The sequence below is a fragment of the Mesorhizobium muleiense genome (assembly GCF_900099905.1).
Classification (GTDB): Bacteria; Pseudomonadota; Alphaproteobacteria; order Rhizobiales; family Rhizobiaceae; genus Mesorhizobium; species Mesorhizobium muleiense.
In genome coordinates, this window is record NZ_FNEE01000003.1 from 339,289 (window position 1) to 354,300 (window position 15,012).

The 15,012-nt window shown below is 64.2% G+C and carries 14 protein-coding genes; 8 read left to right on the top strand and 6 right to left on the bottom strand.

Annotation, left to right across the window (positions count from 1 at the left end; translation table 11 throughout):
- The first annotated feature begins 123 nt into the window (after positions 1-123).
- From BLT09_RS09200 to BLT09_RS09215, 4 genes are all read left to right on the top strand, one after another.
- On the top strand, positions 124-1,155 hold the full coding sequence (locus BLT09_RS09200) for a BMP family protein (protein WP_091592304.1): 1,032 nt from the start codon (positions 124-126) through the stop codon (positions 1,153-1,155).
- A 189-nt stretch (positions 1,156-1,344) separates the two neighbouring features.
- Positions 1,345-2,856, top strand: coding sequence for an ABC transporter ATP-binding protein (locus tag BLT09_RS09205; RefSeq protein WP_091592305.1), 1,512 nt, complete (start codon positions 1,345-1,347; stop codon positions 2,854-2,856).
- Positions 2,856-3,908, top strand: a complete 1,053-nt coding sequence (locus BLT09_RS09210) for an ABC transporter permease (RefSeq protein ID WP_023800525.1) — start codon at positions 2,856-2,858, stop codon at positions 3,906-3,908. Before BLT09_RS09205 ends, BLT09_RS09210 begins: the two co-directional genes overlap by 1 nt.
- The gene (locus BLT09_RS09215) at positions 3,908-4,852 is read left to right on the top strand and encodes an ABC transporter permease (protein WP_023800524.1); all 945 of its coding nucleotides are present in this window, start codon (positions 3,908-3,910) and stop codon (positions 4,850-4,852) included. The genes BLT09_RS09210 and BLT09_RS09215 overlap by 1 nt, the downstream gene beginning before the upstream one ends.
- A 20-nt stretch (positions 4,853-4,872) precedes the next feature.
- Here BLT09_RS09215 and BLT09_RS09220 read toward each other — a convergent pair whose 3' ends face one another.
- From BLT09_RS09220 to BLT09_RS09235, 4 genes are all read right to left on the bottom strand, one after another.
- Positions 4,873-5,193 (bottom strand): hypothetical protein, encoded by a 321-nt coding sequence (locus BLT09_RS09220; RefSeq protein WP_091592307.1) that lies wholly within the window; start codon positions 5,191-5,193, stop codon positions 4,873-4,875.
- 4 nt (positions 5,194-5,197) lie between these two features.
- Positions 5,198-5,506: a YggT family protein gene (locus BLT09_RS09225; RefSeq protein ID WP_091592308.1), complete on the bottom strand. Its 309-nt coding sequence runs from the start codon at positions 5,504-5,506 to the stop codon at positions 5,198-5,200.
- Positions 5,507-5,614: 108 nt separating this feature from the next.
- Entirely contained in the window at positions 5,615-7,480 is a 1,866-nt protein-coding gene (locus BLT09_RS09230; protein ID WP_091592309.1) for a sodium:solute symporter family protein, read from the bottom strand.
- A gap of 14 nt (positions 7,481-7,494) precedes the next feature.
- The gene (locus BLT09_RS09235) at positions 7,495-7,749 is read right to left on the bottom strand and encodes a DUF4212 domain-containing protein (RefSeq protein WP_077380838.1); all 255 of its coding nucleotides are present in this window, start codon (positions 7,747-7,749) and stop codon (positions 7,495-7,497) included.
- Between the two features lie 301 nt (positions 7,750-8,050).
- Between BLT09_RS09235 and BLT09_RS09240 the strand changes: the two genes are divergently transcribed.
- Positions 8,051-8,683 (top strand): hypothetical protein, encoded by a 633-nt coding sequence (locus BLT09_RS09240; protein ID WP_091592313.1) that lies wholly within the window; start codon positions 8,051-8,053, stop codon positions 8,681-8,683.
- Between the two features lie 6 nt (positions 8,684-8,689).
- Here BLT09_RS09240 and BLT09_RS09245 read toward each other — a convergent pair whose 3' ends face one another.
- A complete protein-coding gene (locus BLT09_RS09245; protein ID WP_236473018.1) occupies positions 8,690-10,840 on the bottom strand; it encodes a DUF294 nucleotidyltransferase-like domain-containing protein in 2,151 nt (716 codons plus the stop codon).
- Positions 10,841-11,139: 299 nt separating this feature from the next.
- Between BLT09_RS09245 and BLT09_RS09250 the strand changes: the two genes are divergently transcribed.
- From BLT09_RS09250 to BLT09_RS09260, 3 genes are all read left to right on the top strand, one after another.
- The gene (locus tag BLT09_RS09250) at positions 11,140-11,532 is read left to right on the top strand and encodes a hypothetical protein (protein ID WP_023800517.1); all 393 of its coding nucleotides are present in this window, start codon (positions 11,140-11,142) and stop codon (positions 11,530-11,532) included.
- A 201-nt stretch (positions 11,533-11,733) separates the two neighbouring features.
- On the top strand, positions 11,734-11,889 hold the full coding sequence (locus BLT09_RS09255) for a hypothetical protein (protein ID WP_091592315.1): 156 nt from the start codon (positions 11,734-11,736) through the stop codon (positions 11,887-11,889).
- Between the two features lie 132 nt (positions 11,890-12,021).
- Positions 12,022-12,960, top strand: coding sequence for an LLM class flavin-dependent oxidoreductase (locus BLT09_RS09260; RefSeq protein WP_091592487.1), 939 nt, complete (start codon positions 12,022-12,024; stop codon positions 12,958-12,960).
- Positions 12,961-13,012: 52 nt separating this feature from the next.
- On the opposite strand, the gene fhuB is transcribed toward BLT09_RS09260, so the two are convergent.
- Entirely contained in the window at positions 13,013-15,010 is a 1,998-nt protein-coding gene (gene fhuB / locus BLT09_RS09265) for a Fe(3+)-hydroxamate ABC transporter permease FhuB (protein ID WP_091592489.1), read from the bottom strand.
- Positions 15,011-15,012 lie beyond the last annotated feature (2 nt).

A 15,012-nucleotide genomic window follows, 5' to 3' on the forward strand; every position in this document is an offset into this window, starting at 1 on the left:
CGGCTGCAGCTTCCCGACAAATTTGACCATGTGGACAAAGGTCGGACGCCGTTCCATAGTTCCCCTCGCCTGATATCCAAAGAAACAGCCGGCTCGACACGGCGCCAATCAGAGGGGCATGCAATGGAAAACGGGAAGAGCAAAATCCAGTCGAAACACGAAGGACTTTCGCGACGCAATTTGCTGGAACTCGGCGCGCTCGGCCTGGCGGCAACCATGCTGCCGGGCCAGGTCTTGGCGCAGGACAAGAAGCTGAAGGTGGCGGCGATCTTCGCCACGCCGACCGAGGAGCCATGGGTCCACCAGATCCATGTCGCCCTGCAGAGGGCCGAGAAGGAACTCGGCATCGAGTACAAATGGTCGGAGAAGGTGCAGACGGCCGATTTCAGCCGTGTGATGCGCGAATATGCGCAAGGCGGCTATGAGCTGGTGCTGGGCGATGCGTTCGCTGCCGAACGCGAATCCCGCCGCACCGCCAAGCAATTTCCGAAGGTCGCCTTCCTATTCGGCTCCGGCGCCGGGCCGGCCGAGCCGAATTTCGCAGTCTTCGACAATTGGATCCACGAGCCCGCCTATCTCTCCGGCCTGATCGCCGGAAAGATGTCGAAATCAGGCACGATCGGCGCCGTTGCGGCGATGGGCATTCCGGAAGTGAACCGGCTGGTCAATGCCTTCTTTGCCGGCGCCCGCGAGGTCAATCCTGACATCAAGAGGAAGGTCGCTTTCATCGGCTCCTTCTTCGACCCGCCAAAGGCCAAGGAGGCGGCTATCGCCCAGATCGACGCCGGCGTCGACGTGATCTATGCCGAACGTTTCGGCGTCATCGAAGCTGCAGTCGAGAGGAAGATCCTCGCCATCTCCAACATGTCCGACCAGTCCAACCTCGGCCCGGACACGGTGATCACCGGCCCGGTCTGGGACATGTATCCGACGGTCGAGCATGCGATCAAACTGGTCAAGGCCGGCGTCTTCACCGCGCAGGACTATGGCGATTTCTCGCGCATGGCCAAGGGCGGCTCCTTTCTGGCGCCGTATCGCAAGTTCGACAAGACGCTGCCCGCCGACGTCAAGGAGCTGGTCGAGAAGAAGAAGGCCGAAATCCTCGACGGCAATTTCCGTGTCGTCGTCGACGAGAACACGCCGGTTTCGGATTGAGCGGCGCAGCCCTCCCTTGAGGGGAGGGTGCCGAGCGAAGCGAGGCGGGTGGGGTCACCTCAGCTGCCTCGACCTTCAGACCGATAAGGATGGAGCGCGTCACAGCGGACCCCACCCGGCCCTTCGGGCCACCCTCCCCTCGAGGGGGAGGGATATCAGCGCCATCTCCCACCAGGAGCACCCTCGCCTTTGCCCGCCCCTCTCATCGAAATGCGCGGCATCTCCAAGAGCTTCGGCGCCGTCATGGCGAACGAGGCCGTCGATCTTAGCGTCGCACCCGGCGAAATTCTCGGGCTGCTGGGTGAAAACGGCGCCGGCAAGACGACGCTGATGAACGTGCTGTTCGGCGCCTATGCCCCCGACGCCGGCGAGATCCTGGTTGAGGGCCGGCCGGTGACGATCAACAACTCGGCCGATGCGCTCGCCGCCGGCATCGGCATGGTGCACCAGCATTTTCATCTGGCGCCGCGGCTTTCGGTGCTGGAAAACCTGCTGATAGGCATTCCCGGCAAATCGGGCCGGATCGACCGCGCCGGCGGGCTGGCGCGACTGGCGGAGATCGGCCACCAGCATGGGCTCACGCTCGATCCGGACCTTCCCGTCTCGGCGCTTTCGATCGGCGAGCAGCAGCGGCTCGAAATCGTCAAGGCGCTGTTTCGCGGTGCAAGGCTGCTGATCCTCGACGAGCCGACGGCGGTGCTGGCGCCGACAGAGGTCGACGGGCTGTTTTCGGCGCTGCGATCGATGGCGGCCCAGGGTCTCGGCATCATCTTCATCTCGCACAAGCTCAACGAGGTCAGGGCGTTGACCCATCGCTGCGTGGTGCTGCGGCATGGCCGCGTGACCGGGCGCGTCGACGCACCTGCCAGCACGACCTCCTCGGAGATGGCGCGGCTGATGTGCGGCCACGAGATCGTCCCGCCAGCCAGGGGACCGTCGACACCGGGTGCCGCGGTGCTGACCCTGGACGGCATCTCGACGTCGCGCCATTCCGGCATGGCGCTGCGCGATGTCTCGCTTTCGGTGCGCGCCGGCGAGATCCTCGGCATTGCCGGTGTCTCGGGCAATGGCCAGCGGGCGCTGGCGGAGGTGATCTCCGGCGTTCGCGCGCCCGATGCCGGGCGGATGACGATAGCCGGCAAATCTGTCTCGCGGTTCTCGCCGCGCGAGGTGCAGGCGCTCGGTCTCGGGCGCATCCCGGAAGACCGCATGACGACGGGCCTGGTCACCAACCTGCCGCTTGCCGATTCGATGGTGCTGCCGCGCATCGGCACCGGGGCGTTCAGCCGCAACGGTCTGCTCAGGCCCGATGCGATCCACGCCTTCGCCGAAGAACAGATCAAGGCCTATGACATACGCTGCCCCGGGCCGATGACGCGGGCCGGAGCGCTGTCCGGCGGCAATCTGCAAAAGGCGCTGCTGGCGCGTGAGCTCGCCTTCGACCCCAAGGTGCTGATCGTGTCGCAGCCGACGCGCGGCCTCGACATTGGTGCGGCGCGCTTCATCCACGAAAAGTTCCTCGACATGCGCGCCAGGGGCTGCGGCATCGTCGTCATCGGCGAAGATCTCGAAGAGTTGCTCATGCTCTGCGACCGTATTGCGGTGATGTATGAGGGGTGCATTGTCGGCACGTTGGACAGCGCCGACGCCACGATCGCGCGGCTCGGACTGATGATGACCGGAGCGGAGGGCCATAGTTGATGTTCCGCCTCGAAGCCCGCACCTCAACACCCGCCTGGTTCAACCTGGCTCTGCCGTTGCTGGCCATCGGCGCGACATTGGTGCTGTGCAGCGGCCTCATCGCGCTGGCCGGTGCCGGGGTGATCGAGGCCTATGGCGTGATGTTCGCGGCGTCGCTGGGCGACAGCTACGCGATCACCGAAACGCTCGTGCGCGCAACACCGATGATCTTCACCGGGCTTGCCGTGGCGGTCGCCTTCCGCGCCAAATTCTGGAATATCGGCGCCGAGGGGCAGTTGCTTGCCGGTGCGGTGGCGAGCTGCGCGGTCGGCGCCATTCCGATGCCGGGGCCGCTTGCCATGCTGCTAATGGCGCTCGCCGGCGCCGCCGCCGGTGCTGCGGTCGCCCTGATCCCGGCAACGCTGCGGGTGAAATTCAAAGTCGATGACGTCGTCAGTTCACTGCTGCTCAACTCGGTCATCTTCTACGCGTTGATGGCACTGATCGAAGGCCCTTGGAAAGACAGTTTCAGCGGCTACCCGATCTCGCCGCCGATCGAGGATTCAGCGAATTTCCCGGTGCTGCTCGAAGGCACGCGGCTGCATCTCGGCGTCGTGGCGGCTTTCGTGGCCGCGCCGGTCATCTGGTTCCTGATCGCGCGCACGACGCTCGGCTTCAGGATCAGGGTCATCGGCGAAAATCCCGAGGCCGCGCGCTATGGCGGCATCCATGTCGAGCGGGTGCTGATCTCGACGGCGCTGCTGTCCGGCGCGCTCGCCGGGCTTGCCGGCGTCAGCGAGGTCGGCGGCGTGCATTTCCAGGTGATGAGCGACATCTCGCCGGGCTATGGCTATTCCGGCATCGTCGTCGCCATGCTGGCGAGGCTCAACCCGCTTGGCGTGATGCCGGCGGCGCTGTTCCTCGCCGCCGTCATGACCGGCGCCGAGGCGATGTCGCGGGCCACCGGCGTTCCGGCCTTCCTCAGCGACGTCATCCAGGGCACTGCGCTGCTCGCCATGCTGGTGGCGCTGCTGTTCACGGCCTATCGCATCCGCCGCGTCGGAGCCGCATGATGAGCGTCGTGCTCGAACAGATTTTTCAGGTCGGCTTCCTCGCCGCGATCATCCGCATCGCCACGCCTTTGGCTTTCGCGACGCTGGGCGAGATGTTCTCCGAGCGGGCCGGCGTGCTCAATCTCGGCATCGAAGGCATCATGCTGTTGTCGGCGATGACCGGCTTCACCGCGACCAGCCTCAGCGGCAGCCTGTGGCTCGGCGTGCTTGCGGCGGTGCTGACCGGTGCGTTGATGGGTGCCGTGCATGCGCTGTTCACGGTGGCTCTCGGCCTCAGCCAGCATGTCTGCGGCATCGGCGTGACGCTGTTCTCGTCGGGCCTCGCCTATTTCCTTTACCGGCTGATCTTCGGCCAGCAATCGGTGCCGCCCAGCATCAAGAGTTTCGAAACGCTGCCGATCCCTGTTCTCTCCGACATCCCGGTGCTCGGACCAGCCGTGTTCAACCAGTTTTCGCTGGTCTACATGGCAATGGCAGCCGTTCCCCTTGCCGCCTTCGTGCTCTATCGGACTCCGTGGGGCCTGTCGGTGCGCATGGTCGGCGAAAATCCGCGCGCCGCCGATTCGGCCGGCGTCGGCGTCATCGCCACTCGCTTCCAGGCGGTGATCCTTGGCGGTGCCCTGATGGGGCTGGCCGGGGCTTTCCTGTCGATGGTGCAGTTCAACGCCTTCACCTTCGGCCTCGTCTCCGGGCGTGGCTGGGTGGCGATCGCGCTCGTCGTCTTCGGCCGCTGGGATCCCTGGCGTTCGGCGGGGGCCGCCCTGCTGTTCGCCTTCGTCGATGCCCTGCAACTGCGCATGCAGGCGAGCGGGCTCGGCCATATCCCCTATGAGGCGTTCCTGATGCTGCCCTTCATCTTCACCATCGTCGCCATGGCGGTGATGTCGCGCAACGCCGTCGCGCCTTCGGCGCTGCTCAAGCCGTTCCGCCGCGAAGAACGCTGACAGGGCGGGGAAGGGAATTCTCAGCCGCCGCTTAGCGCCCGCATCACATTCGGCAGCGCCGGCAGCGTCAGCAAAACCGTGCCGGCAAGCCAGATCGACGCGACGACGATGCTCCTGGGGCGCGCCGACCAGCGCTCATAGAGCGCGGCCGGCACGCCGGCGAGCATGATGGTCATCGTCGACAGGATCAGCGCACTTGCCATGTAGACGATCTGGCTCAGGGGAGGCGCCCAGCCCGGATACCAGATCGGATAGAACAGGAACACCATCAGCACCCACGGCGAAAAGATGCCGTTGACGATGGCGACCGCCATGACCGGGACAAGACCGTTTCTGTCCATTGCCTCAACCTCCCTGCGAAGCCATCGGCGCAATGCCGAAATTGATCAGAAAGACGAGGTAGAACACGCGCAAGGCCATAAGCCAGAGCACGCTGAAGACGATCACCACCGGCTGGGTCAGGATCGACGGCGTAATGCTCCGCACGGCCCGCAGGAACGGGTCCGTGACACTCTTGAAGAAGCGCCAGATGTAGTTGTCCCAGCTTTCGGGCACGAAGAGGCCGAGCACGAGACGTCCGATCAACGTGTACATCACCGCGGCAAGGATAAAGTTCGGGATGTGGAAATACCAATAGGACCAGAAATCGTTCATGGGGGAGTTTCCAAGCAGCGGCGGCGGCGCGTTATGCCAGCGACGCCCCCGAAATGAAAGCGGGGTCCGTCACCGGACCCCGCCTTGAGCGCCGATCGCCATGCGCGATCAGGCAGTCTTTTCTTCCATCATCTGCTTGCCGCGCGGCACACGGATTTCCTCGATGAAATCCTGCATCTCCCGGGCCGGCGCCCTGGTCAGAAGGCTGACGATGATCATCACGGCGAAGCCAACCGGCAGTCCGAAAGTCGCCGACGAAATGTTCTTCACGCCCCACCACAGTTCCATATTCGGCGTCGCCTTGTCGAAGTCGGCGCCGTACTGGGTCATGACAAGGTAGAAGATGGTGATGCCGAAGCCCGCGATCATGCCGGCGACCGCACCGGCCGAGTTCGCCCGCTTCCACCAGACGCCGAGCACCAGCGCCGGGAACAGCCCGCCTGCCGCAAGCGAGAACGCCCACGACACCATCGACAGGATGTCCGACGGCTTGGTCGACGCGACGTAGGCGGCCAGCACCGCGACCATAACCAGCAGGATGCGGGACACGATCAGGCGCCGCGACGTCGGCGCATTCTGGTCGATCATCTTATAGTAGATGTCGTGGCTGAGTGCGTTGGCGATGGCCAGCAGCAGGCCGTCCGCCGTCGACAGCGCGGCGGCAAGACCGCCGGCGGCGACGAGGCCCGAGATGACGTAAGGCATGCCGGCCATTTCCGGCGTCGCCAGCACGATCATGTCGGCGTTGAGGTTGATGTCGGCAAACGAAAGTGCCGTCACCCCCTTTTCGGCGCAGGCCGCGACGATCGCCGCGGAGTCTGTCGCCGCCTTGCCGCAGATCTGCACGAGCGTATTGTCGGCAGCGGCCCAGCGCATCATCCATCCGGCTTTCTCGGCGATGTTTTCGGGCGTAAGGCCCGACGCCACCAAGTCGAGCATCGTCCACTTGGCGAACGCCGCATAGGCCGGCGCGGTGAAGTAGAGGATGAAGATGAACAGCAGCGACCAGGCGACTGAAACACGCGCTTCACGCACCGACGGGGTGGTGAAGTAGCGCATCAGGACATGCGGCAATGATGCCGTTCCGACCATCAGGCAGAGGATGAGCAGGAAGTAGTTCTTGGCATCGTAGCCGCCATGCACGAATGGGGTGATGTGATGCACGGTGATGCCCTGCGCCGTCTCAAGCGCGGTGATGTTCGCCAGCGCCTGGCCTTGCATCAATTGTGGGATCGGCACGCCGGTTTTCACCGTCGACATCCAGATGACAGGGATGAGATAGGCGATGATCAGCACGATGTACTGGGCGACCTGCGTCCAGGTGACTGCGCGCATGCCGCCCAGCATTGAGCAGACGAGAATGCCGGCCAGGCCGACATAGACCGCGACGTTGAAGTCGATGCCAAGGAAGCGCGCCGAGATCAGGCCAGTGCCGAAAATCTGCGCGACGACATAGGTAAACGAGCAGGAGAACAGAACGATCACGCCGATGAAGCGGGCAAGATTGCCGCCGTAGCGCGCCGACAGGAAGTCGGGAACCGTGTAGGCGCCGAACTTGCGCAGATAGGGCGCAACGAGGATGGCCACGAGCACGTAGCCGCCGGTCCAGCCGAGCACGAATCCGAGACCGTCGTAGCCGAGCAGGTAGAGCGAGCCGGCCATGCCGATGAAGGAGGCCGCTGACATCCAGTCGGCGCCGGTCGCCATGCCGTTGTAGAGCGCCGGTACGCGACGCCCGGCGACGTAATATTCGCCGACATGCATGGTGCGGCTCAGGACGCCGATCACCGCGTAGATGACAATGGTAAAGCCCATGAACAGGTAGCCGATGACAACATTTTCGACGCCCATGGCGCTCAAGATAGCCATCAGGATGATGAAGGCTATGAAGCCGCCTGTGTAGATGCCGTAGATGCGGCCGAGATTGGAGGTGAAGTCGCCACCGCCTGCGGTGGTAGATGTCGTGTTAGCCATTGACGTTCCCCCGATCAATCTTCATGGACGCCATGCTCTTCGTCGATCGCGTTCTGGCGCCGTGCGAACCAGAACAGCATGACGACGAAGGCGATGAGCGAACCCTGAGCGGCCATGTAGAAGCCGAGCGGAAAACCAAAAATGACGATGCTGTTGAGTTGCTCCACGAACATGTGGATGACGTAACCGAAGAACACCCACAGGCCGAGCATGACGAACATGAGGCTCTTGGTCTTGTTCCAATAACTTACGCGGTCTGGCGTCGCCATAGCTTGAACCCTCCCTGGTTGGCAGCTTGCGAACCGTCTCGACCGCAAGGCGCCGTTTAAAGCTTGCCTCTTCCGCTGACGCGGAAGCCCTCCGGCATAGGTCGCGGCCAGGTATAGAATCAGCCGACCGTAACTTTGTATGAGTATCACTTCTTGTCGCGCCTGTTCATACGACTTTAGAATCGGTGAGAGGACTGGAGAATCGGTGGGAGGACTTGAATCGGTAAGAGGGCTGGCCGTGCGGCGTCGCGAGGGCTAAACGGTCAATATAGGTTGGAAACAAGACCGAAGGGAGAGCGCCATGGGCCTGCTGAACGATCTGTTGCCCGAGTTCCTGCGCAAGCCGCAGCCGATCGTCAGCGTCGGCGAACTGGCTGACTTCATGGATTCTCGCGCTGCCTTCCTGGCGCAGAAAAGCATCGTCGAGTTCTGCCGCGTCAGGGCAGGAGTCTACTGGCAGAAGCTGTTCAGCGAGAAGGAATTCCAGGCGGCGCTCAACCATTCACGCTGGCGCGCCTACCCTGCGTGTTACGCGATGATGGCGGAAATGGTGGAGGGTGCGCTGCGCCAACCCGCCGGCTTGCGCCAGCGAGGCCTGCCAGCGGCGCTGGAAAAAGTCGCCCTGGCAAGCTTCTCCAAATATGCCGTTCCGGAGGGCTCGCCCGCCACTTTCTGGGAACACGCCGCCGAGCTCACCCGTCAGCGCCTCGCCGCCACCCAGATCGGCCCACCGCGGCCGGTGCGCGAGATTCCCGAGCCGCTGGCGCGAACGGTTTTCGAGATGGTACCGATCCACCCCAATCTGCTGACCAACGATTACGACTATATCTTCAACTTCCTGAGAATGAATCTGCTGCGCGCGCATGAGGATTTCCTGGTGCAGGCCGACCGCAGCGCCCTCGTCGACCAACTGCTTGGCGCCGCGCGCAGTTGAGTTTGTTTACTGTCCGAGCGTCGCCGGCGATGCGAACATCAGGTCCCGCACCAGGTCGGGTGCCGACTGAAGGCGCTTGATGAGGCTCTTGAGCTGTGCCTGCTGATCGCGCGCCAGCGCATTGATCTCGACGCGGTTGGATACCGGTATACCGGCGTAGATGTCACGCGTCTGCTGAGCGAGCAGCAAGCCGACCAACATGGCGTGACCGGCCAGCATCGCCTTCATGTCGGGCCCGCCGCCAATATCCAGCGCGATCAGTCGCTCGAGCCGGGCACGCGTGCTCCGCTCGCGGATGCCGTGACGAATTGCGAGCGTGCGTGCGGTCGCGACGATTGGAAAAAGGCCATGCTTCTTGATATCCAGCCGGCCATTTTCAAGCTGAAGGCCGCCAAAGACAGTGAAGGGATTGCCGGTCGTCATCTGCTCGCCGAGCAGCTTCGCGAACACCGGCTCGGCGTGGGCACGGTCATAGGCATATTCGACGAACTGCGCGGCCAGCGTCGTGTCGCCATGCGCCGGTCGCAGGTCGTAGACGATATCGACGTTAAGCAGGTCCTCAGGCCGCAGGCGGCGAACCCAATCCTCGACGCGCCCCTTCCAGGTGGAGAGGCTACCGCGGAATGCGGCATTCGAGGCCATTACCCCGCCTTTGCAATACGGCACGCCTGAGACGTCGAGCATGTCGGCGAGCCTGGCGCCGAGTTTCTTGAACCAGCGGTCTTCGGGCCCATCCGGCTCGCCATCTGCGAAGACGATTGCATTGTCCTGGTCGGGGGCCATCAGGCTTTCGCCACGGCCGCCTGAGCCGAGCACGAGCACGGCGTAGGCGCAGGGCGGCGGGCCGTGACCTTCGATCTGCATCTGCTGTTCGGCAAGCACGGCGGCGCGGCGGGTAAGCGAGCAAAGTTCGTCGCTGATGATTTCCGCCACCACGCGCGGGTCGATCGCTTCGCCGATGAGCGAACGTACCACGCCCGGCAGCATCGACCAGCTGGCCGCCAGTTCGGCGGCGTCCCTGGCATGTTCGATCGTGTCGTCGAGATCGATGGCAGCGGCGGCGCGAAGCCTCAGCAGGTCGCGCGCCGAAAGCACGCCGACCAGCATGCCGCCTTCGTCGCGGACGGCGAGGTGGCGGACTTTCAGCCGATCCATGCGGCCGATCGCCCGATAAGCGAAGGCGGCGGCGCGGATGCTTATCAGCGGTCGCGCCGCGATGTTTCCGACCGGCATGTCAAAAGCCCGCTCGGCGTCGGACGATATGCGGCGCAGCAGGTCACGCTCGGTAACGATGCCATACGCCTCGATCGCTTGATCCGGCGTTCCACGCTCGGACACGAGGACCGAGCTGATCTTGCGCTTGACCATGAGGTCGATCACCTGCCTTGTCGGTTTGGTCGACTTCACCACGACTGGCGGGCTGCTCATGAGGCTGCCGACGCGATGGCGATAGGCATAGGGATCAACCGGCTGAAACGCCGGAGCCTGGGGTCGCGACACCGGCTCGGCCCAGCCGGCGCGATGGCCGGCTTCGAGAGCGTCCGAAAGGGCAAGGCAGGCAACCTCGGCCTCGCCAAGTGTTCGGATGTTGCGCTTGCGCAACTCCGGAATCAACGCGGCAAAGATGTTTCCGGCCGCAATCGCATCGCCCAGAGCCGAATGCCGGCCGGTTATCTCCAGGCGAAGCCATTCGGCGATCGTTTCCAGCGAATGGTCTGCCAGATTGGGATTTGCTATGGTTGCAAGAAGCCGGACGCACAGCGCCCGAGGCTTTTTCCAGGGCAATCGGGCGCGTCGGCATTCGCGCTCCAATACCGCCAGGTCGAAGCCGATCGAATGGCCGACGAGGATGCGGTCGCCGACGAACTCCTGGAATTGTGCCCATGCATCCGGGAAGCTGCCGGCTCCGTCAACATCGGTATCGGTGATGCCGTGGACGAGCGAAGCCTCGGACGGGATTGCTTCACCGGGATCGATGAGCAGATCGAGCTGAGCTTGCCGTACGACCTTGCCATGCGCGATGCCGATCGCGCCAATCTGGACCACGCGCGCCTTGGTGGCGTCGGGCCCGGTTGTTTCGGTGTCGACGGCGGCAGCCGCAATTGCTATCAGCGGTGTCGCGCCGCTCGCCGGCTTCAATTCCGTCTCCTTCGGCATAGCCGATAGCCTTCCTCTGCCGGATGTCTTGCCCAGACAATGCCTGTCCGAGGCAGCGCCTGTCGGTGCGGAAAGGTTCGATCCGGCTTGCCATGCAACATAGAGCGCGCCGGCCGGCCGCGTCGATGGCCGTATTTCAGGCTGTTGGGTTCGCAAAGTTGCGCCGGGGAGTTGCGCGCCTGCACGCCCATGCTGAACCCCCAGAGGTATACCCGTCCTGGCGGCACATTCGCCTTAAAGTGATTTGATACGGTCGCAGCGCTCGCACATTGTCGGCGAGCTTGCTGCCGAGGGCGCCGATGGATGAGATCAGGCGGGTTGCCGTGGGGTGCATCGGGCGCGCCGTCATGTTCGGCTCGCTTGCCATTGGCTGTGTCATGGTCGGATTCTCCTTCAACCCGGTGTCTGCATTTCGCTCCGGCGCGTTCCTCACGCTGACCATGGTTCTGGCGCTGATGTGGAAAGCCACGACCGCAGCCTTCAAAAATCCCAAGCACACCGAAGTCTGGCTCTACCTCGATGAGAAATCGCGCCCAGCCGATGCCTCGGCACGACGGGTGTTCGGCACCATCATGGGCGACGTTTATAGACTCTACGCCCGGATCGCGCTCGGCGTCGCAGTCGGGTTCTTCCTTGTGTCGCTCGTGCTGATGCTGTTCGGCCTGGAAGCTTACAGGCCGCCCGCCAACTAGGCGGCCGCTCCGCCCATCCCTGCCCGCCCGCACGACCGGGCGTTTTGCCATCGGGCCGATCGGCCTCGGAAAGTGCCGCGCTAAGCAGCGAACAAACCAAATTGTCCTCAGGTTGGAGAAAAACATTCTAAGGATTGCTGGAAAATAGCACTCGACAAAGTCTACAGATTTAATAGATTAACTGCCGAGACGGAGCTCGATATGTCCTATTTCCAGAACGCCCACACTGCCCGCAAAGGCCAAAGGCTCGGTTCCGAGCAGACTTGGCGGCCGGCCTATGCGGGCGCCTTTGCCTATCTCGTCTTTGCCCTTGCGTTCGTGTTCACCGGGGCGGTCGTTCTGGGTTTTGTTCCCTGACTATGGAGCCCGCGAGTCATCGGGCCTGACTAAAGAGATAGCTGTCTGCCGTTTCGCGATATCGGAGTTGAATGAACCGAGTCCCCGGTGCGCTTTCGCGCGCTTGACCCCAACGTGATGGAGGAGATGGCAATGCCGTTCGAGTTCACGCATGTTCCCGGTAAAACTCACCCGGCCGACCCAACCGCGCCGTTTTTCTACGATTTCGCGGAAACCGCGACAAAGCTGTCGTTGATCGAGGACATCGGTTTCCAGAAAATCGTCGTCGACGATCCGGCCGGGCTGCTGACCAATATGGATATTGCCGCCCGGGCGCTGGACCGCACTTCTTCGCTCGAGATCGTTCTCACGCATTGGGCTGGTGTGATCGACCCGACGGTGGCGGCACGGCAATTGGCGGCCCTCGACGCGAAAAGCGGCGGTCGGCTGTCGCTCAGGATGCTCAGCGAGCCGCTGAACGACGACGATGCCGAAACACGCCCGGTCGGTCATACGGTTGTCTGGCAGCGCATCGATGAATATCTGGTGTTGCTGAAACGGTTGTGGTCGAACGACAGGCCGTTCGACCATGAAGGCGCCTTCTACAGCGTCAGCGGCGGCTATGTGCCGCGCAAGGGGCCGCGTAGCGCCGGCGTGAGCATCCGCATGGGGGGACGGTCCGGAACGGCGCTCAGGGTCGCCGGGCGGCATGCCGATGTCTTCGAGCTGACGCCGGGTTCGCTCGACGAGATCCGGCAACTGATGGAGCGGGTTCGCAATGCCGCCGCCGAACACGGCCGGGCCGGCAAGCTGCGTTTCGCGCTCCCGGTCCGGATCCGTTCGGAGGGCAACGCTTCCTGCCAGAAGGCGGTCGAATTTGCCGGACCGCCGGCACAAGTCGCGCTTTCCCTGCTTCCTTATGCTGCCCTGGGAATCGAGGAACTCATGATCGTCGGCGTCGACAGGCCACGCGAGATCGCAATGGCTGGCCGTGAAACGATCGCGCTGCTGCGCAACACTCTGGCGCGCCGCGAGGCTCCACCGCCCGGGGCGTTTGCGCCTCGCGTGATCCGCGAAGCACGCGCCGGCTGAGCGCGTGCTATGCGCTTTGTGGTCGCCAACCCGAAGCGCGTGGCGGGGCCGCTCATTGCCGGCCTTTCCACATCAGCACCATGAAGTAGGGCCCGCCAACCAGGGCAGCTAGCAAACCCGCAGGAATCTGCCACGGGAAAATCAGCATCCGGCCGGCCCAGTCGACCGAAACAAGCATCATGCCGCCAAGCATCGCCGATGCGAAAAGCTGCGGCAAGGCGCGTCGAAGACCGAGCATGCGGGCCAGGTGCGGCGCCATCAATCCGACGAAACTCAGCGGCCCGATGACCAGCGTGGCTATTGTCGTCGGCACCGAGATAAGCACCAGGAGCACGACCCGCACGCGAAACAGGCCAAGCCCGAGCCCGCGCGAGGCGGCTTCTCCAAGCGGCAGGATTTCCAGCCAGCGGCTGGTGAGGGGCACGATGGCGAGCAGAGCAGTCGCCGCCACGGCGGCGATTGTGGCATCGGCGGCGGTGGCCCGGTAGGTGGAGCCGGACAGCCAGCCGATCAGCGTATCGAGCCGAGGATCGCCGCTGGCGAGCATCACCGCCGAGAATGCCGACGCCATCGTCGCCACGGCGACCCCGGAAAGCAGCAACCGATCAGGCGCGAGAGGCTGCTGGCGGCCGGCCGGCGAAACCATCGCCAGGCTGACCAGCGCCCCGACGAGACCGGCCGCGATCATCGCCGGACGGTTGACATCAGAAGTCGCGACGAAGAGCAGCAGGATGCCTAGCGAGGCGCCGCCTGAGATACCCAGCACCTCGGGCGCCGCCATCGGATTGCCGGTCATCCGCTGCATCAGCGTGCCGACCACGCCCAGCATCATACCAGCGCAAACCGCGACGACGATGCGAGGCGCTCTGAGCGGCTGCAGGTCGGCAAGTTCGGCGGCCGAGGCCACGTGCCAGCCGGTCGCGCCTCGCCCGACAACAAGCGCGGCGCAGAGAAGAAGCGCCATCGCGACGAGCCCCAGCAGCAGATAGGCCCACCCGCTGCGCCTGCGCACGGAAGCCAGCATGGTGCCGTCCCGATCCGGGCTGGTGCGCAATTTCGGCAGGAGAAGAAACAGCAGCGGCGCACCGAGGAAAGCAGTCGCCACGCCTGCCGGGATTTCGGAGGTAAACGGCAGGACCTGCACCAGCCGGTCGGTCAGCCACAACAGCATGGCGCCCGCAAGCGGCGCCCAGATCATGCGCTGGCGCAGGGTCCGTGCGCCGGCGAGCCTGACCAGCGCCGGCGCCGCAAGCGCCACGAAGCTGATGACGCCGACGGCTGCGACCACCATGCTGCTCAGCGCGACGGCGACGGTCATCCCGGCCAGCCGTGTCACCACGGGTTTCGTGCCGAGGCTTTCGGCTCCCTCGTCGCTGAGGTCGAGAAGCCGCAGTGGCCGGAGCAGAAGGAAGGCAGCAATGCCGGCCATCGCCAGCCATGGCGCGAACCCGAGCACCACGGCATCGCCGTTCTGGATTAGCGAACCGCTCTGCCAGATGAAGAGTTCCTCGGAATATTCGCGGTTGGCCGCCATCAGCAGGGCGCTCGCCGAACTGCATGTGAGGCTGACCACCAGGCCGGAAATGATGATCGCGACCGGCGAAAAACTCCGGCCCCGGGCCAGAGCCAAAACCGCCAGCGTCGACAGGGCGCCGCCGGCGAGCGCCACCCATTCGCGACCTTGCTCCAGCATCCACGGCGCGTAGAGCGTGGCGATCGTCAGGGCGACGGTGGCGCCGGCATTGGTGCCGATGGTCGTCGGCTCGGCGAGCGGATTGCGCAGCAGCTGCTGGAGCAGCGTGCCGGTCAGGCCGAGCGCCGCGCCGGCCAGCAGACTGATCGCCAAACGCGGCAGAAACGCATGCCGGTAAAGCAGCTGCCGCGGATCGGCAAAGTCGGTCGCCCCGAGCGACTGCCACCACATGTCGGCGGGCAACAGGCGCAAAAGCCCGGCAGCGGTGAGATAGGCGGCGAGCACCGCCGGCACGCCGACGAGGGCGACGAGCATCCCTGCCTTGAAACGAGCACGATGGCCGGCTGTGGACTGCATGA